This is a genomic window from Oceanobacillus limi (assembly GCF_900111445.1).
Taxonomy (GTDB): Bacteria; Bacillota; Bacilli; order Bacillales; family Amphibacillaceae; genus Ornithinibacillus; species Ornithinibacillus limi.
On record NZ_FOHE01000002.1, the window covers coordinates 209,295 to 231,681 of the forward strand.

Annotated in this window: 22 protein-coding genes; 2 read left to right on the plus strand and 20 right to left on the minus strand. The window is 36.5% G+C overall.

All coding sequences use genetic code 11. From position 1 onward, the window contains the following. Nucleotides 1-5 precede the first annotated feature (5 nt). Nucleotides 6-2,672, plus strand: coding sequence for a PBP1A family penicillin-binding protein (locus BMX40_RS03400; RefSeq protein ID WP_090866855.1), 2,667 nt, complete (start codon nt 6-8; stop codon nt 2,670-2,672). A gap of 49 nt (nt 2,673-2,721) precedes the next feature. On the opposite strand, the gene nth is transcribed toward BMX40_RS03400, so the two are convergent. The 12 genes from nth to BMX40_RS03460 all read right to left on the minus strand — a co-directional run bounded on the left by nth (nt 2,722) and on the right by BMX40_RS03460 (nt 15,705). Next, entirely contained in the window at nt 2,722-3,378 is a 657-nt protein-coding gene (gene nth, locus BMX40_RS03405; RefSeq protein WP_090866857.1) for an endonuclease III, read from the minus strand. A 1-nt stretch (nt 3,379) separates the two neighbouring features. Then, nucleotides 3,380-4,072: a DnaD domain-containing protein gene (locus tag BMX40_RS03410; RefSeq protein ID WP_090866859.1), complete on the minus strand. Its 693-nt coding sequence runs from the start codon at nt 4,070-4,072 to the stop codon at nt 3,380-3,382. A 335-nt stretch (nt 4,073-4,407) separates the two neighbouring features. Next, the gene (gene asnS, locus BMX40_RS03415) at nt 4,408-5,700 is read right to left on the minus strand and encodes an asparagine--tRNA ligase (RefSeq protein ID WP_090866861.1); all 1,293 of its coding nucleotides are present in this window, start codon (nt 5,698-5,700) and stop codon (nt 4,408-4,410) included. 34 nt (nt 5,701-5,734) lie between these two features. Continuing rightward, nucleotides 5,735-6,919, minus strand: a complete 1,185-nt coding sequence (locus tag BMX40_RS03420; protein ID WP_090866863.1) for a pyridoxal phosphate-dependent aminotransferase — start codon at nt 6,917-6,919, stop codon at nt 5,735-5,737. A 14-nt stretch (nt 6,920-6,933) separates the two neighbouring features. Further along, nucleotides 6,934-7,482 carry a cell wall elongation regulator TseB-like domain-containing protein gene (locus BMX40_RS03425; protein ID WP_090866865.1) on the minus strand — a complete coding sequence of 183 codons (549 nt, stop codon included), beginning with the start codon at nt 7,480-7,482 and terminating at the stop codon, nt 6,934-6,936. A gap of 442 nt (nt 7,483-7,924) precedes the next feature. Then, the gene (dinG, locus tag BMX40_RS03430) at nt 7,925-10,681 is read right to left on the minus strand and encodes an ATP-dependent DNA helicase DinG (protein ID WP_090866867.1); all 2,757 of its coding nucleotides are present in this window, start codon (nt 10,679-10,681) and stop codon (nt 7,925-7,927) included. Nucleotides 10,682-10,744: 63 nt separating this feature from the next. Continuing rightward, the gene (locus tag BMX40_RS03435; RefSeq protein ID WP_090866869.1) at nt 10,745-11,728 is read right to left on the minus strand and encodes a biotin--[acetyl-CoA-carboxylase] ligase; all 984 of its coding nucleotides are present in this window, start codon (nt 11,726-11,728) and stop codon (nt 10,745-10,747) included. Next, on the minus strand, nt 11,704-12,924 hold the full coding sequence (locus BMX40_RS03440) for a CCA tRNA nucleotidyltransferase (protein WP_244513333.1): 1,221 nt from the start codon (nt 12,922-12,924) through the stop codon (nt 11,704-11,706). Before BMX40_RS03440 ends, BMX40_RS03435 begins: the two co-directional genes overlap by 25 nt. Continuing rightward, nucleotides 12,911-14,044 (minus strand): N-acetyl-alpha-D-glucosaminyl L-malate synthase BshA, encoded by a 1,134-nt coding sequence (gene bshA, locus BMX40_RS03445; RefSeq protein ID WP_090866871.1) that lies wholly within the window; start codon nt 14,042-14,044, stop codon nt 12,911-12,913. Before bshA ends, BMX40_RS03440 begins: the two co-directional genes overlap by 14 nt. Beyond that, nucleotides 14,041-14,457, minus strand: a complete 417-nt coding sequence (locus BMX40_RS03450; protein ID WP_090866873.1) for a methylglyoxal synthase — start codon at nt 14,455-14,457, stop codon at nt 14,041-14,043. Before BMX40_RS03450 ends, bshA begins: the two co-directional genes overlap by 4 nt. Before the next feature lie 38 nt (nt 14,458-14,495). Next, the gene (gene dapB, locus BMX40_RS03455) at nt 14,496-15,296 is read right to left on the minus strand and encodes a 4-hydroxy-tetrahydrodipicolinate reductase (protein WP_090866875.1); all 801 of its coding nucleotides are present in this window, start codon (nt 15,294-15,296) and stop codon (nt 14,496-14,498) included. A 13-nt stretch (nt 15,297-15,309) separates the two neighbouring features. Further along, nucleotides 15,310-15,705, minus strand: coding sequence for a nucleotide pyrophosphohydrolase (locus BMX40_RS03460; protein WP_139177904.1), 396 nt, complete (start codon nt 15,703-15,705; stop codon nt 15,310-15,312). A gap of 114 nt (nt 15,706-15,819) precedes the next feature. On the opposite strand from BMX40_RS03460, the gene BMX40_RS03465 reads away from it, so the two are divergent. Further along, a complete protein-coding gene (locus BMX40_RS03465) occupies nt 15,820-16,692 on the plus strand; it encodes a YitT family protein (RefSeq protein WP_090866878.1) in 873 nt (290 codons plus the stop codon). Between the two features lie 621 nt (nt 16,693-17,313). Here BMX40_RS03465 and BMX40_RS03470 read toward each other — a convergent pair. The 8 genes from BMX40_RS03470 to BMX40_RS03505 all read right to left on the minus strand — a co-directional run bounded on the left by BMX40_RS03470 (nt 17,314) and on the right by BMX40_RS03505 (nt 22,324). Continuing rightward, nucleotides 17,314-17,997 carry a zinc metallopeptidase gene (locus BMX40_RS03470; protein WP_090866879.1) on the minus strand — a complete coding sequence of 228 codons (684 nt, stop codon included), beginning with the start codon at nt 17,995-17,997 and terminating at the stop codon, nt 17,314-17,316. 63 nt (nt 17,998-18,060) lie between these two features. After that, the gene (locus BMX40_RS03475; RefSeq protein ID WP_090866880.1) at nt 18,061-18,324 is read right to left on the minus strand and encodes a sporulation protein YpjB; all 264 of its coding nucleotides are present in this window, start codon (nt 18,322-18,324) and stop codon (nt 18,061-18,063) included. A gap of 64 nt (nt 18,325-18,388) precedes the next feature. Then, a complete protein-coding gene (lhaT, locus tag BMX40_RS03480; RefSeq protein WP_090866881.1) occupies nt 18,389-18,973 on the minus strand; it encodes a lipoprotein heptaprenylglyceryl N-acetyltransferase LhaT in 585 nt (194 codons plus the stop codon). A 78-nt stretch (nt 18,974-19,051) separates the two neighbouring features. Next, the gene (locus BMX40_RS03485) at nt 19,052-19,828 is read right to left on the minus strand and encodes a menaquinol-cytochrome c reductase cytochrome b/c subunit (RefSeq protein ID WP_090866882.1); all 777 of its coding nucleotides are present in this window, start codon (nt 19,826-19,828) and stop codon (nt 19,052-19,054) included. Between the two features lie 16 nt (nt 19,829-19,844). Then, nucleotides 19,845-20,519 (minus strand): menaquinol-cytochrome c reductase cytochrome b subunit, encoded by a 675-nt coding sequence (qcrB, locus tag BMX40_RS03490; RefSeq protein WP_090866883.1) that lies wholly within the window; start codon nt 20,517-20,519, stop codon nt 19,845-19,847. A 6-nt stretch (nt 20,520-20,525) separates the two neighbouring features. Then, on the minus strand, nt 20,526-21,038 hold the full coding sequence (locus BMX40_RS03495) for a QcrA and Rieske domain-containing protein (protein ID WP_090866884.1): 513 nt from the start codon (nt 21,036-21,038) through the stop codon (nt 20,526-20,528). 161 nt (nt 21,039-21,199) lie between these two features. Next, nucleotides 21,200-21,658, minus strand: a complete 459-nt coding sequence (locus tag BMX40_RS03500) for a YpiF family protein (protein ID WP_090866886.1) — start codon at nt 21,656-21,658, stop codon at nt 21,200-21,202. 105 nt (nt 21,659-21,763) lie between these two features. Beyond that, entirely contained in the window at nt 21,764-22,324 is a 561-nt protein-coding gene (locus BMX40_RS03505) for a ReoY family proteolytic degradation factor (protein ID WP_090866888.1), read from the minus strand. Nucleotides 22,325-22,387 lie beyond the last annotated feature (63 nt).

The following is a 22,387-nucleotide window of genomic DNA, read 5'->3' on the forward strand; positions in this document are numbered from 1 at the left end:
GAGCGATGGCACAAAACAGCCAAACTCGTACTGCACGTAGAAAACAGAAAAAAGCAAAGAAAAAACCAATATGGAAAAAAATCCTTTTATCCGTATTTATATTCTTTTTAGTTATTGGAATTGGTGTTGCAGGTCTATTCACCTATTATATTGCCACTGCACCAAAAATTGATGCATCCAAATTAGATGTTCCATCATCTTCCATTGTTTATGATAAAAATGGTGAGGTAATTGGGGATTTAGCCGGTGAAGAAAAACGAACGAAAATAAAATATGATGATCTACCTCAAGTTCTTATTGACGCAGTAACCGCAACAGAAGATGCTCGTTTCTTTGAGCATTCAGGCATTGATCTTAGACGTATTGGTGGAGCTGTGGTTGGGAATTTACGAAACGGCTTTGGATCAGAAGGGGCAAGTACCATTACACAGCAAGTTGTCGAACAATCCTTTCTTAGCCCTGAAAAAAAGATAAAGTTAAAAGTTCAAGAGCAATGGATGTCTCTTCAACTCGAGCGAGAATATTCCAAAGAAGAGATACTTGAAATGTATTTAAATCGGATATTCTATGGTAGCCGGTCGTTCGGTGTTGCACAAGCTGCTAAAACATACTTTGGCAAGACAGACCTACATGAATTAACTTTACCAGAAGCAGCGATTTTAGCTGGGTTACCTCAACGACCAACAGCGTATAACCCGTTCCAAAATCCTGATTTAACAAAGTACCGAATGGAAACAGTTCTCAAGTTGATGGTTAGACATGATAAGATATCCCAAGAAGAAGCCGATGAAGCATTAGAGGTTGATATTCCTTCCCTACTTGTGGAGGAAACCCCTGATACAAATGCATACGATGCTTTTATCCAACAGGTTGAAAAAGAAGTAGAAGAGAAACTAGACGGAGTCAATATTTATACAGATGGATTAGAAATACACACTACCTTAGATACAGAGGCACAAGAATATGTTGATTTCTTACTTACAGATAGTGAAGAAAATCCTATAAAATACCCTGATGATGAATTTCAAGCAGGACTAGTAGTTTTAGATACGAAGAGTGGTGCAATTCGAGCAATAGGTGGCAGCCGTAACAATGAAGGGAATAAAGGTTTTAATTACGCAATCCAAGGTAGTCGTCAACCAGGTTCAACGATAAAACCTATTGTTGTTTATGGTCCAGCCATTGAACAAAACAAACTATCGACATATCATCAAATCCATGATGATAAACCTTACGAAATTGGTGATGATGCAGTAAACAACTATGATAATCAATTCCATGGTTGGGTTTCGATGAGAACTGCAATTGCACATTCTTATAACATACCTGCTCTGAAGACATTAGAAGAAACTGGATTTGACGTAGCAACTCCATTTGCTGAAGGACTAGGAATCGAATTAACTACGAGACAAATTGGCGAAGCAATTGGTGGAACAAGTACCGAGGTGTCCCCTCTCCAATTAGCAGGAGCATATCGTCCGTTTGCAAATGAAGGAATTTATAACGAACCATATGCAGTAACGAAGATCGTATATCCAGATGATCAAACAGTTGAATTCAAATCAGAACCTGAAGTTGTTATGTCTGATTTCACAGCATATATGATAACCGATATGCTTAAATCGGTAGTAACCGAGGGCGGAGGTACAAGAGCAAATGTAGAAGGGTTACCTGTTGCAGGTAAAACTGGTACTTCAACCACACAAGAAGGAAAAGCTAAAGATTCTTGGTTTAGTGGTTACACGACAAACTATACTATTACTGTTTGGACCGGTTACCCAGATAACAAGCCTATTGAAGGTGATCGATCTTTTGCCCAGCAACTATTCCGACACACAATGAGTGAGATTAGCAAAGATATTGACACACCTGACTTTGAAAAGCCAGACTCTGTTGTTGAAGTAGCAGTTGAAAAAGGCTCAAATCCAGCAGCTTTACCAAGTGAATACACACCTAGCGCTCAAATTGTAAAGGAATTATTTGTTAAAGGTACAGAGCCAAAGGAAACTTCCGAGAAATTTGATCAACCAGATCCTGTTACAGATTTGCAGGCTGAATATAATGAAGAGACAGATTCAATACATGTTGAATGGGGTTATGAATCCGATGATGATGTTTCCTTTGAGGTTAGTATGAGCTCTGATGGTGGAGATATGCAGAGCCTTACTACGACAGAAGAAAGATTTATAGAACTATCAGAGTTAGATGATGCAGAGGAATATACAATCCAAGTAATCGCAATAAGCAACAACAACGATTCAAACGTAAGTGAGCCAAGAACAACAAGCGTTTCTGTGATGAGAGAGGAAGAAGATCCTGAAGACGGAAATATTCCTCCGGTTGCCAACCTCCAGGCATCTTATGTCACAGAATCGAACATGATCGATGTTACTTGGAGTTATAACGGACCACCAGCCAATTTTGAAGTATATGTTGAACCAAATAATCAATCACAAACGGTGCAAAACACAGGAATCGAGATAACTGGCGTGGAACCGGGAACCACCTATACCCTCACCATCACTCCAATTGGTACAAATGGAGCGAACCAAGGAACTTCAGGAGAATCAACAAGTGTTACGGTTGAAGTTCCCGCAGCAGAAGAAGCCCCTGGTGAGGGGGAAGGAGATAATGGTGGCGAAGATGACGATGAAAATGTAGATGAAGAATAAACAAAGAGCGGATATTCCACAAAGAATATCCGCTCTTTATTTATACATTCTAACTAATCTTTACCTTTTTCATTCGTTTTTGACCTTCTCTACATACTGCTAATAAAGGGCAATCAGAGCAATTTGGATTCTTTGCTTTACAGTGATAACGTCCAAAGAATATCATTCTATGGTGGGTTACACTCCACTCGTTTTTAGGAACTTTCTTCATCAAGGTGTTTTCTACTTCTAATACAGAATCCTTCCATCGGCAAATTCCCAACCGCTTCGAAACACGTTCTACATGGGTATCAACAGCTATAGCAGGTTCCCCAAAGGCAACAGAAGCAACTACATTAGCTGTTTTTCGTCCCACCCCTGCTAATTTTTCCAACTCATCTTTCGTATTCGGTACTTCTCCGTCATACTCATCAATTAGTACACGACAAAGTTTTTGTATGTTCTTTGCTTTGTTTCGATATAATCCGATCGAACGTACATCTTCTTGTAGTTCTTCTAATGAAACAGCTAAGTAATCACTTGGTGTTTTATATTTTTGAAACAGACTCTTAGTAACTTTATTTACCAATACATCTGTACATTGAGCAGACAAGAGTACAGCAATTACGAGTTCGAAAGGATTGGAATGATTTAATTCACAATCTGCATTTGGAAACATTTTTTCCATTTCATCCAAACAAAAACGTATGTCTTTCTTTGTAAGCACACTAATCATCCCCCTCTAACCAATTGTAATAAAATGAAGTATCTCTTTCTTTTTTTGGTTCCTGTTTTCCTTTATTCATTTGTTGATTGTGAAAATTTTTACTAGCCTCTCGAGCTTGGTCAACCGTATGGATTCCTTTACGTTTCCATTCCCTAAGAATCCGATCGATATACTTAAAGTTTAGCTTGCCCATTAATACAGATTCCCTTAAGCCTGCTTTTATTAGCGAAGGTGATATTTCATCCTCATCCAGCCAAGTATTGATTGTTTCTATTTCAAATGGGGATAATGGACGACCAAACTCTTGTTCGAACAAGATAAAAAGTGTTCCTTCCAACTGCTCGTCCTCTTTGGTATGAATCTGATCTTCATTATACAGTTTTTCCCACAGTGGATCGAGTGAATATACTTCACTTAATTGTTTATTCTCATTCTGTTCTTGTTCAATAGTTAACAGATTTTTTTGGAATAATTTTCGCAGTATTTTAGCACAATCCTTTTCTTCGATTGTCATATTAGCTGCTAATTCACTTGGTGTCGGAAAATAATTATTTTGATATAAAAATCGATAAATATGAACAATTACCATTAGTTCTATTTCATTGAGACCAAACTTAGTATAAGAGGTAAATAACGTTTCTGGTATGGGAAATTGGTCTTTGATTATTTGTTGAATTGGGATAGATTTCGACATTGAATAAGCACCTCCTTCATAGTATAGCATACATAAAATCCCTTGCATCATGAGGTGCAAGGGATTTTATCGTGAGATAAGAAAGTATAAAAATATTGGCTTTGTTATGCTAACACACAGCAACGGCCACGTCCAGCTTCGACTTACAGGAAGTCCTAGTGTCGATGGCACCAAAGGATAAGGAAAACTTCCGAGTGAAACATCGCACACAGAAAATTTGTTTTTTCAAGGACGTGGCATCATGGAACCACCTGGCATGGTTTTCTGCTGGACGAGTATCGCAGTCCCAGTCCGTACGTTTCTACTTACGACGCTTTCGCTTTTGTTCTATCCACTTATGGATATAAACGGTTTAATAAGCGTGGGAATGGAATTGTTTCCCGGACATGGTCAACACCTGATAGCCATGCAACTGTTCTTTCCAATCCAAGACCAAAACCTGAGTGTGGTACACTACCATATTTTCTCAATTCAAGATACCAATTATATGCCTCTCCCGTTAACTCATGTTGTTCATAGCGTTTCTTCATCAATTCTAAATCATTAATCCGTTCAGAACCACCAATAATTTCTCCATAACCTTCCGGAGCTATTAAATCTGCACATAGTACAACCTCTGGTCTTTCTGGATGTGGTTGCATATAAAATGCTTTAATTTCCGCAGGGTAGTTCGTAATAAATACTGGCTTATCAAAACTCTCAGCAATAGCCGTTTCATGTGGGGCTCCAAAGTCCTCTCCCCATTCAATATCAGTGAAACCTTTTTCTTTTAGTAACTCTATCGCATCGTCATACGAAATTCTAGGAAAAGGTGCTTTGATATTTTCTAATTTACTTGTATCTCTACCTAATGTTTCAAGTTCTAATTTACAGTTCTGCAATACAGACTGAACAATAAAACTTACATATTGTTCTTGTACCTCTAGGCTTTCCTCATGCTCTACAAAAGCCATTTCAGGCTCGATCATCCAAAACTCAATAAGATGTCGCCTTGTTTTAGATTTCTCTGCACGGAATGTTGGTCCAAATGAAAATACTTTTCCAAGTGCCATTGCTGCAGCCTCCATATAAAGCTGTCCACTTTGAGATAAATAAGCCTCTTCGTCAAAGTATTTCGTATGGAATAGCTCGGTCGTTCCTTCTGCAGATGAACCAGTTAAGATTGGCGGATCTACTTTAACATAACCATTATCATTAAAAAATTGATACGTAGCACGAATGATTTCATTACGAATCTTCATAACTGCGTGTTGTTTTTTAGAGCGTAGCCACAAGTGACGATGGTCCATTAAGAATTCTGTACCATGCTCCTTTGGTGTAATGGGATAGTCAACCGCCTCATGGATAAGTTCAATCTCTTGAACTTGCATTTCGTATCCTAAAGGTGATCTTGTATCTTCAACAATGGTACCAGTTATGTACATGGATGATTCCTGTGTGATATTCTTAGCAAGATTAAAAACATCCTCTTCAACATCATTTTTCACAACAACACCTTGCATAAAACCTGTTCCATCACGAAGTTGTAAAAATGCAATTTTACCACTAGAGCGTTTATTTGCTAGCCACGCGCCTATTGTAACCGTTTTTCCTTCAAATTCTGATACGTTTGCTATCGTTGTTTTCAAAAACATTACCTCCAAAAATCCTAATTGATTATACTTATGACTGGTGTTTTATAACAAATTGTTTAATACGGTGTGCCGCTTCTATTAATTGGTTTTCCGAAGTAGCATAGGATAGGCGGATATTATTTGGTGAACCAAATCCAGATCCTGGAACTACTGCCACTTTTTCTTCTTCTAATAACGCTGCTACCCATTCGTCCACCGTTTCAAAGCCATTATTCTTCACAGCTTTCGTTACATTCGGGAATAGATAAAAAGCACCCTTTGGTTTAATACATTGAACACCTGGAATCTCTTCTAATAAATCATATAATGTATTTAATCTTTCTGCAAATACTTTTCTCATTTCAATTGTTGGATCTACTTCCCCTTGATATGCAGCTAGTGCAGCATATTGTGTTATTGAAGTTGGGTTAGATGTAGAATGTGACGCTAAATTAGTCATCGCTTTAATAATCTTCTCCGGTCCTGCTGCATATCCCATACGCCAACCAGTCATAGCGTGTGATTTGGATACGCCATTTATAACAATCGTCTGCTTCTTAAGTTCTGGCGAGAGTTGTGCAATTGATATATGTTGATCATCTGTATAGATTAACTTTTCATATATTTCATCAGAAATAATTAGCAAATCATGCTTTAAACAAATTTCACCTAACTGTCTAAGTTCTTTTTCATTATACATCATACCTGTTGGGTTACTTGGAGAATTGATAATTAGCGCTTTTGTTTTATTATTTATTGAAGCTTCTAATTGATCTGGTGTTAGTTTAAAGCTATTTTCTTCTAATGCATCAACAATCACTGGCTTTCCGCCAGCTAGCTTTACCTGTTCAGGATAACTTACCCAATACGGAGAAGGAACAATTACTTCGTCAGCTTCATTAAGTATAACCTGAAATAATGTATAAAGTGCATGTTTTGCTCCACTTGTAACGATAATTTCATTGGCGCCATATTCTAGTTGGTTATCTTGTAAAAACTTATTACGTATCGCTTGTTTAAGTTCTAAGATTCCTCCAGCAGCAGTATATTTAGTTAATCCTTGATCCATTGCATCTTTTGCAGCACCGATTATGTATTCTGGAGTATTAAAATCGGGCTCCCCAGCACCTAAACCAATAACGTCAAATCCTTCTTCTTTTAATGCTTTTGCTTTTGCAGTAATGGCTAATGTGGTCGAAGGTGTTAATGTTTTCACTCTGTTTGATATATTCATCATTATCTACCTTTCTAATTGTAAATTTCCCTCAAGCGAAGTCGTTCGTATTGGGATCCATCGTAAATGGATACATAATCAATTACATAACGATTAGAATGATCCATATAAGTTAGCTCCCATAACGGGTTATTGTTAATTATGCCTGGACTTATATTAATTAGTTTACAATCTGGACACGTTTGTTCCAATTCCGATTTTACTTTACTTTTATCCATCACTTCATTTTTATCAAGAATGACATATTCCTCTTCATTTCGTTGTGCATCTTCTAAAACAGGGACAAAAATTAGTAATTCTTCCTTATCCTTGGTTACCCCTGTAACTACATGAAAATATTCTTCTCCATGAAATCGAGTTACATCATGAATTTCAACCATGTCTGTATCCTCTAACACCCTTTTTTCCGTTTCATCATAGCCCTCTGTTTTGTTTTTCAAGGTACCTTGATAGACAAAAACGCTAAATATAACTGCAGAAATAATAATTATTATTACGCATAATAAGCTCCACTTCAACCAACTTGATCGATCATTTTCTTGATAACCGTATCTACTGCTCATAATCTTACCAAACAAGTATTATCTTTTTTTGATTTTCGTTGGAGCTTTTCATAGTAAGTATAAAAAATCCGGACCATTTTTTACCCTCCAGTAAAAATGTTGTTTTTGTTATCAATTTTTGCTACTCATATATTCATTATCTTCGCTCATACTAATTGTACGTTGAATTAATTAAGAGGAAATACATGCTATGTTTTTAAAAAATTCGTATTTGGCCTTCTTAACTTTAAATCAACAAATACTCTAACCCATACCATACCATTTTACAATACTGATGCACGATCTGCATCAGTATTTTTTTTATAGGTAAGTAAGTATAAAAAATTTGGCTTTGTTAAGCTAACATACAGCAACACGGCCTGGTGCAAAAGATTTTCGGTGGGGCGAGAAATTCGCACAGTCCCACTCCGTACATCTCTACCTAAGGCGCTTGCGCTTTTGTTTAAAACCAATCTCTGGCTTGGTCCATTAAAGCAGCAGTTGAATTAAATGATATCGGAACATTTGGAATGGAATCCGTAAAGTATTTTCCATAACTAGAATTTATCAAACGTGCATCACAAACAAATACAATTCCACGGTCTGTTGAAGACCGAATTAATCTTCCAAAACCTTGCTTAAAACGAAGTACAGCATTTGGAAGTGCGAGTTCATAGAAAGGATTTCGATTTTGTGCTCTTAAATATGTTGATTTTGCTTCAAATATTGGGTGGTTTGGTGGTTGGAAAGGCAAGCGCACAATCACTAAACAGGACAGATCATCACCTGGAATATCTACGCCTTCCCAAAATGAACTAGTACCTAACAGTATAGCTTTTTCAAAGGACTGAAAATTTTTCTTTAGCCTTGTCCTACTTCCACTTGTTATCCCCTGTGCAATCAGTATATAATTATCCATTTCCCTCATCTCTTTAATAAGTTCATGGGCTCGCTTTAACATATCATACGAAGTAAATAGTATCATCATTCTACCACTAGTGATTTCTGCCAATGAAAGAATGGTTTCACAAGTAGCATATAAAAAACCATCAATATTTCCTGATTTAATATTAGGAAAATCATTCGGAACCATCAATCTAACCTGATTCTGGTAGGAAAAAGGAGATTGAATCCGTTTTTTTACTACTTCATTAGGTACGCCTAGTCTTTTTTGGATAAAAGAAAAAGAATTTTTCATTGTTAACGTAGCACTAGTTAGAATCACACTATTTTTCTTTTGAAAGAACAGCTCGGTCATAGTATTGGATATATCTCTTGGTTCACTGTATAAGTAGACAGCATTTTTAGCTCCAAAAGCTTCAATTTCGATCCAGTTCACAAAAGTATCTTTATTGTCATTAACAAACAAATGATTAAGCTTTTCTTTCAGATCATTTACTTTATCGATACTATTCCTTATTTCTACATCTGCAACTGTCCTTTTATTTTTAACCATAACTAATAAGTGATTTAATTCTCCTAAGAAGAAAATCACCCGTTTTGCCATCTCAATAATTACCTTCCACTGTTCTCCTTGAAGATTTTCTCTTACCAATGGAAATTGGATCCTACCCGTATCACTTCTTGCAAATCGATTATGATGTTCTTTCCAAACAAATTGATATAATGTACGAAATAGTTCATCTACTTCATATTTTGTTTTGGATAGGTTTTCTATCCATGAATTTCTAGGAGCATTTTCTTCTTCTAAAATTACATCAAAAGCTTTTGCACTATTAGTGGATCCAATATGATTCAATGTATGTTGGAAGGTAACATAGTCTAGCTTCATTCCATAAAAACGTGATGCTGAGTCTTCAAGGTGATGGGCTTCATCAACAATGATTCGGTCATATTCTGGGAGTATATTCTCTCCTGAAAATATATCCGTGCACAGTAACGCGTGATTAGTAATGACAAGATCTGCTTCTTCTGCTCTTCTACGAGCTTGGTAGTAAAAAGAATTTTCTTTTCTAGACTCTGATCTCTGATCACTCTCTGAATCCGTAGCTACTTTTTGATAAAACAAGTAACCACTTGATGGCAAAAGTAATTCATCAATGTCACCAGTATCAGTTTCTGTCAACCACACAAGGATCATAGCTTTTGTCAATGTTATATCATAATTATCGGATTGACTTACGTCTAATTCTTTAGCAAACTTCTCCAAATCAAGATAATGGTTCTTCCCCTTAATTAAAGCAACATTTATGGAAAAGGGAATGAGCTTTTCAACTAACGGAATTTCTTCTTCTAAAATCTGGCTCTGTAATTGGGTAGTATACGTACTTACCACGATACGACGATTATGATTAACTGCTTCATATACAGCAGGTAAAAGATAAGCTACCGTTTTGCCTGTTCCAGTTTCTGCTTCAATCAATGCATGATTATTCATTCGAAAAGCATCATAGATATACTCCGACATCTCACGCTGACCAGTTCGTTCCTCATAGTTTACTATTCCTCGACTCATTGTTCCGTTTTCCTCATATATCCTGTCCAAAAATTCTCCAAACTTTAAACCAGGAACATGATTTGAGGACTGCTCTTCAACTTGGGATTTATATGCAACACCTCTGTAGGAAGCATATCGTCTTTCATTCGAAATTGATTTTTCAAGCCGTTCCTGCTGATCATGAAGTAAATGGTAAAGATCTGATTTAAGCCCTTTCTCTAGCCGTAGCAAATGTGCAATGGTCTTAGCTGGCAACGATTTGAGCTTTTCTAAAAGCTTTAAAAAGAGCTTTGCAGTAACGTAAGCATCAGATAGTGCTCGGTGAGGATCCTTATGCTTTATATGTAAATACTCTGCTAATTGACTCAATTTGTAACCCGGAGCCTGCGGATACATAATCCTAGTCAACTCAACCGTATCGATTACAGGGTTTGTGAGACGTTGGAGCTCCACTGATTCTAACTCTGAATTAAGAAACCCTAAATCAAACGGTACGTTATGCGCAATTAAATAGCTTTCTTTAAAAATATCAACTATGTCAGGCGCAATTTCGGCAAATTTGGGTGCAAATGCGACATCCTGGTCTGTTATTCCTGTTAAATTAGAAACAAATGGTGGGATTGATTTACCTGGCTGTAGTAAGGTAGAGAATTCATCCGTAATTTCATTGTCTTCAATTACTACAATTCCTACTTCAATGATCTGATCACTATGTGTAATATTTCCAGTTGTTTCCAAATCTACTACCACATATTTATCCATCACATTCCCACCTCCCATCTAGAATTTCTCTATTATTTTTTACAAAGGTTCGATATTTAATTATCACTCATAAAACCAATCGATTTCAGCAGAATATAATTTCTGGGTGGTATGGTCTGGATTCGTTATAATCAAAGCTCCATCATCCGCTAAACCAGAAAACTCAGCTACCCACTTGTCTCTTAAAGTTGATACTCTGATTTGTTCTCCAATTTTAAAACTATGTGCTTCCCATTTCCGCTTCACTCCCATAAAGCCAGTTTCGATATAAGCTTCATACTCTTTTTCAAAAGTAAATAATAGTTGTTGGACCAGTCTCTTTATATCCCAACTTTGCTTTGTTTGTAATTGGAGCGAAGATGCTTTATTCTGAATTTCAACAGGTAAATCTTCCAGTTCGTGATTTACATTAATCCCCATTCCAATTACTACATATTGTATTTGATCCTGTTCTGCCTGTAGCTCTGTTAATATTCCAGCAACCTTTTTTCTATCAATTAGAATATCATTTGGCCACTTTATTTTAGGATTTGTAGTTGTAGTAGTCTCTATAACCTCAGTTAGTACTGTTGCAGCTAATAGCGTTAGTTGTGGAGCTAGGTATGGCAAAATCGATGGCCGTAAGATTAAACTTAACCATATTCCCTTTCCACGCGAGGAATGCCATTGTCGATTCATCCTACCTTTTCCATTAGTTTGCTCATCAGCTATAACTATGGTTCCATGGTTCGCACCTTCTTGTGCCAACTGATGCGCAATATGCTGAGTGGATGTTGTCACTTCTTTATGTACAATTGTTTTTCCTAACCAATCGGTTTTCAACCCCCATTGGAGGGTGTTCTCACTCATACGATTTGGTGAATTGAGTATACGATAGCCTTTTTTTGAGACACCCTCTATTTCGTAGCCATCTTTCTCTAGTTCTTTCATATGCTTCCACACTGCACTACGAGAAATATTAAGTTTTTCTGATAATAATTGTCCTGAAATATAAGTTTCTTTGTATTGTTCTAATAAATGTATTAATTTATTTCGGGTGGATTCCATTTTATCCATTCCTTTAATTTAGTACGATTATTTTCTAACTTTCCCATCACGACCAAATATTCGATTTGATTCAGTAACTTTTGAATCCAAGGACCTTTAGGAAGTGTTGGATGTAAAGCTATTAGGTCATTCCCATTGATTTCCAATTCTCGTTTGGATCGAATAGGAAGACGATGTGTATAAGCTTCCATTTGGTCCATTGAAATAAACTTATTTGGTAATAGAATCGACACCAATCGAATAAACCTTGCATGGTATTCAACTGGTAACTGGTATACGAGCCATAGATTAATTCCGTTTCGAGAAAAATTAAATATCGCGTTACTTAAATCATTTGCTTCTTTCCTTACACGATTGGAACACTTCCAAGCCTTAAACCAAGTATGTACATCAATACTGGGATCTACATAATGAAGTAATGCAAATAACTCAGCTATTGACTCTAGCGGTTTCAAATTATTAGGCAATTTTTCGATTAAACCTTTATTGTCTGAGAACACTGGTAAGTAATGATCAATACGCATTCGTTTCAAATAATGAATGCCATTATTTACGTAGTTTCCTTGCACGAGCTTATTAAATTCTGTTGTTATTCGTTCGATAGCAATTGTCTGAATTTTTGGCTTCACACGATCAATAGCCTTTAATGTTTCTTCCTCAATAGAAAATCCCAATTGACTTGAAAAACGCAAAGCTCGGATGATACGTAATGGATCTTCTACAAAACGCGTATCACCATCTCCTACGGTCCGTATTACTTTTGCTTGTAAATCTGCTTTACCTGCAAAGAGGTCCATTATCTGTCCATTTAAATCCATTGCCAACGCATTAATAGTAAAGTCTCGTCTCTCCAAGTCTTTGTCAATTTGATCAATAAATTCTACTGAATCCGGGTGCCTATGGTCGGAGTATTGTCCTTCTACACGAAAGGTAGTTATTTCATAAGACTCGTTTTCATGTCTAACAATAACTGTTCCATGCTCTATTCCTACAGGGATTACATCGTCAAATATTTTCTGTACAACCGTTGGCGGAGCAGATGTTGTAATATCAACATCACCAATTGGATGACCTAATAATAAATCACGAACACATCCGCCCACAAAATATGCTTGATGACCGTTCGCTTCAATATTTTTTATAATTTCTGATGCTTTCAGAAAAGGGCCTTTAAGCATATAATCACCCTTCTTCATGTAATTGTAATACCTCTTGATAGAGTTTAACGTATTGATTAACAATGCGTGATGAATGAAAATTCTTTTCTGCGAATGCAACCGCATTTTGTGAGAATCGGTTTAATAGAAACTCATCCTGCAAAAGTTTCACCGCATAATCTGCCGCACCGCCCGTGTCTCCTAATTCAACAATAAATCCTGTTTCGTTATGTTTAATAACCTCGGGAATTCCACCGATATTTGTTCCGATACAAGGCACTTCACAGTTCATTGCTTCTAGTAACACCAAACCGAAACTTTCCTTTTCAGACATGAGTATTTTTAAATCAGAAATCGACAATAAGTCACTAATATTCTTCTGTTTACCTAAAAACAACACATGTTCGTCCATCTCTAGTTTAGATACGAATTGACTTACACTAGAATACTCTGGCCCATCACCAACAAGCAAAAGCTTCGCATCAACCTGTTTTCTTACTTTAGCAAACGTACGTACAACATCCTTGACACGCTTAACTTTACGAAAGTTAGAAATATGGATAACGACTTTTTCTCCAGGCTCAATGCCATATTGTTGCTTAAGTGGAGCCAACTCTTTTTTGAAATACTCCTGCTCATTTACAAAATTATGAATTACATGAATCGCTTTTTCTACACCTAGTCTTTCTTTCGTTTCTTCTACTAGGCTATTGGAAACTGCTGTAACCATATCTGAGTTTTCGATTCCATACTTAATCATCTTCTTAAATGTATCATCAATACCTAAAACAGTTATATCTGTTCCATGTAATGTTGTTACGATCTTTACATTACGCTCAGCTATATCTCTAGCTAATATCGCACAAATAGCATGGGGCATTGCATAATGGACATGTAGGATATCTAATTCTTCCCGATCAATTACCTCAGCCATTTTCGTTGCTAACGCCAGATCATAGGGGGGATATTGAAATACGGGATAGTGGTTCACTTCTACCTCATGATAATAAATCGATGGATAAACTCGATTCAGGCGAAAGGGTAAACTTGAAGTAATAAAGTGAATTTCATGCCCAGATTCTGCTAGTAACTTTCCTAATTCGGTTGCGATGATTCCTGAACCACCAACCGTTGGATAACATGTAATACCGATCTTCATTTTTTAATATCCTTTGCTTTTGCTCTAACATTTCGCCATTCTAAATTATTTTGCTCTAATCCGTGTATAATAATTTCAGCTGCAGCTAAATTCGTTGCTAAAGGTATAAAATGCACATCACATAATCGCATTAAAGCACTAACATCAGGCTCATGTGGCTGGGCCGTGAGTGGATCACGAAAAAAAATAACGATATCCATTTCATTGTTTGCTATCATTGCTCCAATTTGCTGGTCCCCACCTAAAGGACCTGATTGAAAGCGATGTATAGGTAGCTCGGATTCTTCTTTAATACGCTTACCCGTTGTTCCAGTTGCAAATAGCTCATGGTCTTTTAATATATCTTTATATGCAATCGTAAATTGAATCATTTCTGGCTTCTTCTGATCATGAGCAATGAGCGCTATTTTCATATTCATCCCCCTATTTCAATATACTTTGGAAAATAGTATTAAATATCAAGAATATTTTCCAGTCCATATACTAATTTATTCATATCCATTACTTTTTCCACTGCAAACTTCACTCCAGACATAAATGACTGGCGATCGATTGAGTCATGTTTAATGGTTAGTGTTTGTCCACTGCTACCAAATATCACTTCCTGGTGAGCTACATGTCCTGGCAAACGCACACTATGTACGTGAATTCCTTCTTCCTCTGCTCCTCTTGCTCCTGGCATCGTTTCTTCTTCATCAGGACGACCTTGAGATTTAGCTGTTCTTGTTTCTTTAATTAACTCAACGGTTTTTACCGCTGTCCCTGATGGTGCATCTAACTTTTGATCATGATGCTTCTCAATAATTTCAACATCAGGAAAATATTTTGCGGCCATTTTTGAAAACTGCATCATTAAGACAGCTCCGATAGCAAAATTAGGAGCTATTATACAACCAGTTTGATTGTTATTCGACAGAATGGTTAATTCCTCTATCTGTGAGGCAGTCAATCCAGAAGTACCAATTACCGTGCGAATGTTATTTTGAATCGCCAAAGTAGCATGATCAAAACATGCTTCAGGAACTGTCAGATCAATAAATACGTCGGCTTTTTTTGTATGAAAGCATTCCTCTGGACTTTCAAATACGGGGATATTTTGCTGAGACAAATTTGGATATTCTCTCATTTTTTCCCCATCATTTTTGCGATCAATACAAGCTACTAAATTAAAGGATGGTTCATTTGTTACCATTTTAACAGCTTCCGTTCCCATTCTTCCTCTAGGTCCAGCTATTACTACATTTATTGTCATGGTTGTCTTCCTCCTATTCCAGCGATGAATCGTTTCTAGTCCAACGATCTTTATCACGTGTTTCTATTTTTTCCATAGCAATTTGAAAAGCCTCCGAAAGGTTGATGTTCAATGAATTAGCAAAGCACGTTAGGACAAAAATAATATCACCAAGTTCCTCTTCCATTGATTTACTTTTCTCTGTAGCTTTTTTGGGTTTTTCACCATAATAATGATTTACTTCCCTGGCCAATTCACCCGTTTCTTCTGTTAGTCTAGCCATTAAACTTAACGGTGAAAAATATCCTTCTTTAAATTGGGAGATATATGCGTCCACTCGTTCTTGTATTTCTTTCGTATGATAATTAGGTTGGTTAATGATAATAATCCCCTTTTCATCAATTTCTACCTTAATGTTAGCTAATAGGATTCATTTTGACAAATTTTTTACCCCTAAAAGTAAATTTTCATTCCATTAAACATCGTATTTGATTATAATGGGAAAAGTGCACGAGTTTCTTTGTAAAGAATAGGAGGTATTTCCATGATTTTCGGTTTGAAATTAAAGAATATTCTATTCATACTTGTTGGATCGGCGATTTTTTCGTTCGGTATTGTTCATTTTAATATGCAAAATAACCTAGGTGAAGGTGGGTTTACAGGAATCACGCTTCTTTTGTATTTTGCATTTAAATGGGATCCTGCTATTATGAACATTGTTTTGAATTTACCTGTCTTGTTAATTGGGTGGAAATTTCTTGGTAGAAACACATTCATTTACACGATAATTGGTACACTAGCTGTATCATTATTTTTAAGCATTTTCCAAATTAACCCATTCCCAACTTATTTGCAATCTGATATGACATTAGCTGCACTTTTTGCTGGTGTTTTTATCGGTGTAGGTCTTGGTATTGTATTTCGTTATGGGGGTACAACTGGTGGCGTGGATATCATTGCTCGGATTGTCCATAAATATGTTGGATGGAGCATGGGTAGAACAATGTTTTTGTTTGATTTCGTGGTTATTGCGACTTCCGTTTTCACCATATTAGAGTTAGTAGAAGGAATGTATACACTTGTTGCAGTTTATATTGCAGCTCGTGTAATAGACTTTATTCAGGAAGGAGCTTATTCAGCTCGTGGCGCGACAATCATATCATCGCAAAGTGATATGATTGCTAAGAAAATAATGAAGGATATGGACCGCGGTGTCACGGTCTTAGACGGAAAAGGAAGCTTTACAGGGGAAAAACGTGACGTTCTCTACTGTGTAATTGGTAGGAATGAGATTGTTCGGTTAAAAAACATTATTAATTCTATTGACCCCCATGCATTTGTAGCAGTAAGTTCCGTGCACGATGTATTAGGCGAAGGATTTACATTAGATGAAAATAAAAACCCGATTGAACGGTAAGTAAATTTGCATTTACAACAGAACGAAACTCTCCAAACGAAATACACAGTTGATATATTATGCGACGTACTTTTTGTAGCTTAGGTTAATGGACGATTGTTCAGAGCTTCGACAATCGCTACGGAAATACATTACGCTTTCCGCGGGCTCGCGCTGAGCCTCCTCGCTCGCAAAGGGCGGTTCCCTGTGGGGTCTCAGCGTCTTCGCTGTTCCCGCAGGAGTCTCCATGTATTTCCTTCGCTGGTATTTTTTTGATTATTATTCAATCAATAATCATCGTTTCATGTGTATATTCTCGCAGAATAAGAACCACTTCAACAGCGGAGGCGGAATGCGTAGACTCCTGCGGGAACAGCACGTGTCCGAAGACCCCGCAACGGTGGTTTGTCCGTGAGGAGGCTGAGGCCGTGCCCGCTGAAAGCGAAGCGTTCTGCCGTAGCGGCTAACTAACAATATTTCCATTAGATGAAACCAAAAGTTATGCGCATTATATACGTTATGTGTAATTGTATGCATAAAAATGCACAAATAAAAACCGAACGGATTCAAATTCTGATGAATTGAACTGGTTCGGTTTTGTTTAGGCTAAAACAATTTGTTTTCAGCCACTTCGTTATCATATTAATCGTTATTAACAAACATTAAAATAAATCGTAGCAACTCTGCTACTGCTACAAGTGCAGCTGCTACATATGTCATTGCTGCAGCGTTTAACACTTTCTTTGTTTCACGTTCTTCATTATTTCGTATGATTCCCGCAGATACCATTTGACCCATCGCTCGATTAGATGCATCAAATTCTACAGGTAACGTTACAAGTTGAAATAAAACGGCAACGGACATAAAAATAATGCCAAATAACACTAAATTCATTGCGCCCATGATAATTCCTGCTAGGATTAAAATGAACGACATGTTCGAACCTAAATTAGCTGCTGGCGCCAAAGAAGTTCGAAAACGTAGGAAAGCATAACCTTGCTCATCTTGTATAGCATGTCCTACTTCATGCGCAGCAATTGCAGATGAAGCCATTGAGTGTCCGTGAAAAATATCGGAGGATAATCGTACGACTTTTTTTCTAGGATCATAATGATCGGATAAAGTTCCTCTTGTTTCTTCTATATTTACATTGTATAACCCGTTATCATCTAAGATTTTCCTTGCCACTTGAGCGCCCGTCATCATAGAAGATATCGGTTTTTTTGAATACTTACGATACGTACTTTTCACCTTAGACTGAGCCCAAATCGGAATAATGAGTATGAGGGCTAGATAAATCAAATAACCACCGAAACTACTGAACACTTGTCATTCCTCCATTTATTAATTATGTTCTTTCTAAGGTCAATTTTAGTCAAAAATACCCCGTTAGTCAATCATTTTACCTTTTTTCTTGCCTTTTTTCTTTTCACCTCTATATTTTCTCCAACTAACGTAAGTTAATGTAATCGCAATACACCCTCCAACGATAAAAATCATCCAATAAAACGGCATCATTTCCGTGTTTTCTTTGGTAGAATCCCCTTTTGCATATACTGGATTCTGAATCAATAATCCGGATGTAATAAATAATACAATCCCTATGAATGCAATCCCCCACAACTTTGTCATATATTTATGTATATTTCTCATAGAGATCACCTCTCACTCCTATTTATTCTATATATATGTGAGTGAGAGTCTAGATATAACAGTTCTAAAATAATGTCTGTTGATTTCGCTTCGTTAATTGATAAGCAATATAAATAGACACTATGCTTAACCAAAATGTAAAATAACCTATTTGATCCATGTAATCATTCAAGGATGAATATCTTGGCATCATTTCAAATACATAGTCAATAACATCATTATGTAACGTCCACACTGCTGCAACTACAATGTGTTTTAATTTAATTTTGTAGTAAGGAGCATATAGCAATCCTTGAATCGCCATCGCTCCGTGTGAGGCTATTAGCATATAACCTTCCCAACTTAAAGAACCATTTACGATTAACATCAGTAAATTCATGACGACTGCCCAAATACCGTACTTGAATAACGTTATCATTCCAAGTGCTTCAATGTAAGGAACATTTTTACGGAAGATAAAAAATAATAAAAACACTGTAAAAAACAGGCTTGCTGTAGGGCTATCTGGCACAAATAATAAAAACTTCGTTGGTGTTACTGCCAATTGAGATTCGTACCACATGTAACCATATATGGTACCGAATAAATTAATAATAAATAAAATGATTAAAAATCGACGATCGAGTAATAGATATTTAAAATAACTCATATATTAAACCCTCTCTACATCATGTATAAAAAACACCTTTACCATGATTAATGGCAAAGGTGCTTTTTTCACAACAAACTATTCTGCTTGTTCATTTGTAGTTATTATAAAATCAACTAATTTCTCTAGATCCTCATCAGATCCAGTGAACTGATCAGCTGGCATTGTGTTAATACCATTTCTAGCAATATCAGCAATTTCTTCTGCTGAATAATCAATTCCAATTAATCCGGGCGCAGCTCCGCCACCTTCCAACTCGCCACCATGACAAGACATACAGTTTTCTTCGTAAAACGCGTAGCCTTCATGTTCCGTATCTATTTCTACAGAACTCGGTGGGATTGGTTTATTTTCCTCAGCACGCGTTTCCCAATCAACATGAGCCGCAGATGCATAAGTTAACCAACTAACAGAAATTAGACCTAATAGCATCATAATTACTGCAATCGGACGTTGGTGTGGTCTACGTCCTGGACCATTATCTAAAAATGGCGCTAATAATAGTGCTCCAAATGCTAAGCCAGGCAGTACTAATATACCCATAATAACATATGGTCCACTAGCGAATTCATATTTTAAAAGTTCATATAAGAATAAGAAGTACCAATCTGGTAGAGGTATATAAGCTGCATTCGTTGGATCAGCAATACCTTCTAATGGCGATGGATGTGCTAATGTTAAACATAAGAATCCAACTAAAAATACAGATCCAGCCAACCACTCTTTTAATAAAAAGTTAGGCCAAAAAGCTTCCGTTCTACCAGGATACTCAGAATAGTCTTTCGGTATTTGTGAAGTACGTTCGGCGGTTACCCGAGAGTCACCGACAAATTTCATTCCTTTACCCTTATGCACAGCTTTCCCCTCCTTTTTATAGTGGTCCTGAAATACCTTGTCTACGTATTAGTATAAAGTGTACAGCCATTAACGCGAACAATGCACCTGGTAAGAAGAATACATGAATCGCAAAGAATCTTGTTAACGTCTGGGCACCTACAATTTCAGAGTCCCCAGCAAGTAAGGTTTTTAGCTGATCACCAATAAATGGAACTTGCTCTGCAATTTCCAAACCAACTTGAGTCGCGAAATACGCTTTATTATCCCATGGTAATAAATATCCCGTGAAACCTAGGCCAAGCATAACAAAGAAAAGCAATACTCCAACCATCCAGTTTAATTCACGTGGTTTTTTATAAGAACCTTGGAAAAATACACGCAATGTATGTAACAATAGCATTACAACGACAACACTAGCACCCCAGTGATGCATTCCTCGAACTATTTGTCCATGTGCTACTTCTGTCTGTAAGTAGTAAACAGATTTCCAGGCATTTTCAATATCTGGAACGTAATACATCGTTAAGAACATTCCAGACAAAATTTGAATTACAACGACAAAAAACGTTAGACCACCGAAACAATAAACAAACGCAGAGAAATGATGTGCAGGGTTAACATGCTCCGGTACCTCGTGATCTGCGATATCCCGCCAGATCGGCGTAATATCTATACGTTCATCGATCCAATCATAAATTTTTTGCAACATAAATAATTACGCCTCCCCTCTGACATTTGCTTTACCAAGGTATAACATTCCATTTTCAACTTTATGATCATATAAATCTAATGGCCTTGTAGGTGGAGTACCTTCAATATTTGTACCATCCTTATAGTAGCGTCCATCATGACATGGGCAGTAAAACTGATTTGGATGATCGTCATTACCTTCCCAAGAAACAACACAACCGAGGTGTGTACAAGTAGGAGACAGTGCCATTATCTCATCATTATCATCTTTAAAAACCCATGCAGACTTACTTACCTTAGATTCATACCAGCCGTCCACCTGGTCAATTTTCCAATCGACACGTTGTGGTTCTGTTGTAATATCTTCAACAGCTAATCCAACATTCGCATATTCACCAGCACTTGATGGTTTTAATACAGGATCAATTGCCATACGTATTGGTGAAATTAGTAGTCCTGCTGCCATAAATCCACCTACACCTGTTAGGGTGTAATTTAGAAATTGTCGACGGGACACTTGTTGCTTTTCTTCACTCATGATTTTCCCCCCTCTTTACATTAATCACGGACAATATTTTAATCAGATTACTAGGACATTACCATGATAGCGCAAACTATCAGCTTGGTCAATAAATAATGCCATTTGTTACGAAAAGTTTTTAATTTCACCTGGAAATTAATATATGTATTGTTTAGTTATTACCAATAAGACCTTATTAATTCAACAATTTGTTTTACTTGCTCACGAATTAATACTTGCATCTCTTCAGAATGAACATCACCTGATTGAAATCCTGGTAACCACAAAAAATTACCGTCTAAAGTATTTTCAAGCTTTTTCCAAGTTGAATCGAATGAGAGAAAGAAAATATGTTGAAAGGGTTGTTGCTTTATATCATTAACCCAATTATTAATTCTCTCCACCTCTTGTTCTTTATCAGTAGATTTCAAATAATTATAACCTGGAATTAGTAAAACCCTTCCGGTGAGCTCTTTTTCTATTTCACTCGAAAAAATAGCAAGTACCTCGGATGCAAAAGCATTTTTACCAGCAGTTGAATCTTGTGATAACTCAAATGGTATTAAAGGAAAAATTACCGTATCTATATATTCTTTTGCACTTAGGTATTTTTCAATGTCTTGTTCATTCCACTTCATGAGAACTCACCCTTCTATTATTGTTAACTGTCACCAATATTTTATAATATTTCTTCTAAATTTTATCTCAATTAAACAAAAAAAATCAACCTATTGCAATTACAATTAAGGTTGATAAAATGAATTCTTTTCGAGACTTTTTAGTTCTTTTACTAATTTATGAAACTCTTCCTCCCTTTTTTCATCAAGGGCGAGATCGATTTTTTTCAATAAATCTTTTTCCTTAAAGCTACGTAATGAGTAATCCAATAATCGCTGTGCAAGATCCTTATCTTTTCGGGTAATAAAGTATTCATCTGGTACAAATGGATTATCCTCTAAAACAGCAGCATATAACGTGTTTTGATGCGCTTTTTTGAAGTTTAGCTGGATATAAAGAGGATCCTTTTGATTTAGGCGGATATCATGAAATGATTTTTCAGGATCCGTCGTAACTAAATGATCTTTGTAAAACCGAAACGGTACTTCTTTTGAGCAATGACTGGAAATAATGATGCTTCTAGGGCAAAATTTTGCATCACGTACAAAATGAACATTGGATAATAATTCCTGATGATTGATTAAATAGTTCAAAATCCAAACACTTTCTCTCTTTTTTAGCTGATAGTTATTAAGAAACCATTGGATAAAACTTTTTTTATCTTTAACAGAAATAGGAGTTTGCACCTTGGACGATTACCTCCTTCATCATCCTTTTCCAAAGTGAAGGAATTCCTAAAAACCAACACC

What these genes read in the sequence shown, in the direction of transcription:
- BMX40_RS03400 (WP_090866855.1), top strand. Translation starts at nt 6, where the DNA reads ATGGCACAAAACAGCCAAACTCGTACTGCACGTAGAAAACAGAAAAAA.
- BMX40_RS03410 (WP_090866859.1), bottom strand. Translation starts at nt 4,072, where the DNA reads ATGTCGAAATCTATCCCAATTCAACAAATAATCAAAGACCAATTTCCC.
- BMX40_RS03420 (WP_090866863.1), bottom strand. Translation starts at nt 6,919, where the DNA reads ATGAATATATCAAACAGAGTGAAAACATTAACACCTTCGACCACATTA.
- BMX40_RS03425 (WP_090866865.1), bottom strand. Translation starts at nt 7,482, where the DNA reads ATGAGCAGTAGATACGGTTATCAAGAAAATGATCGATCAAGTTGGTTG.
- dinG (WP_090866867.1), bottom strand. Translation starts at nt 10,681, where the DNA reads ATGGATAAATATGTGGTAGTAGATTTGGAAACAACTGGAAATATTACA.
- BMX40_RS03435 (WP_090866869.1), bottom strand. Translation starts at nt 11,728, where the DNA reads ATGGAATCCACCCGAAATAAATTAATACATTTATTAGAACAATACAAA.
- BMX40_RS03440 (WP_244513333.1), bottom strand. Translation starts at nt 12,924, where the DNA reads ATGAAGAAGGGTGATTATATGCTTAAAGGCCCTTTTCTGAAAGCATCA.
- bshA (WP_090866871.1), bottom strand. Translation starts at nt 14,044, where the DNA reads ATGAAGATCGGTATTACATGTTATCCAACGGTTGGTGGTTCAGGAATC.
- BMX40_RS03450 (WP_090866873.1), bottom strand. Translation starts at nt 14,457, where the DNA reads ATGAAAATAGCGCTCATTGCTCATGATCAGAAGAAGCCAGAAATGATT.
- dapB (WP_090866875.1), bottom strand. Translation starts at nt 15,296, where the DNA reads ATGACAATAAATGTAGTAATAGCTGGACCTAGAGGAAGAATGGGAACG.
- BMX40_RS03465 (WP_090866878.1), top strand. Translation starts at nt 15,820, where the DNA reads ATGATTTTCGGTTTGAAATTAAAGAATATTCTATTCATACTTGTTGGA.
- BMX40_RS03475 (WP_090866880.1), bottom strand. Translation starts at nt 18,324, where the DNA reads ATGAGAAATATACATAAATATATGACAAAGTTGTGGGGGATTGCATTC.
- lhaT (WP_090866881.1), bottom strand. Translation starts at nt 18,973, where the DNA reads ATGAGTTATTTTAAATATCTATTACTCGATCGTCGATTTTTAATCATT.
- qcrB (WP_090866883.1), bottom strand. Translation starts at nt 20,519, where the DNA reads ATGTTGCAAAAAATTTATGATTGGATCGATGAACGTATAGATATTACG.
- BMX40_RS03495 (WP_090866884.1), bottom strand. Translation starts at nt 21,038, where the DNA reads ATGAGTGAAGAAAAGCAACAAGTGTCCCGTCGACAATTTCTAAATTAC.
- BMX40_RS03500 (WP_090866886.1), bottom strand. Translation starts at nt 21,658, where the DNA reads ATGAAGTGGAATGAACAAGACATTGAAAAATACCTAAGTGCAAAAGAA.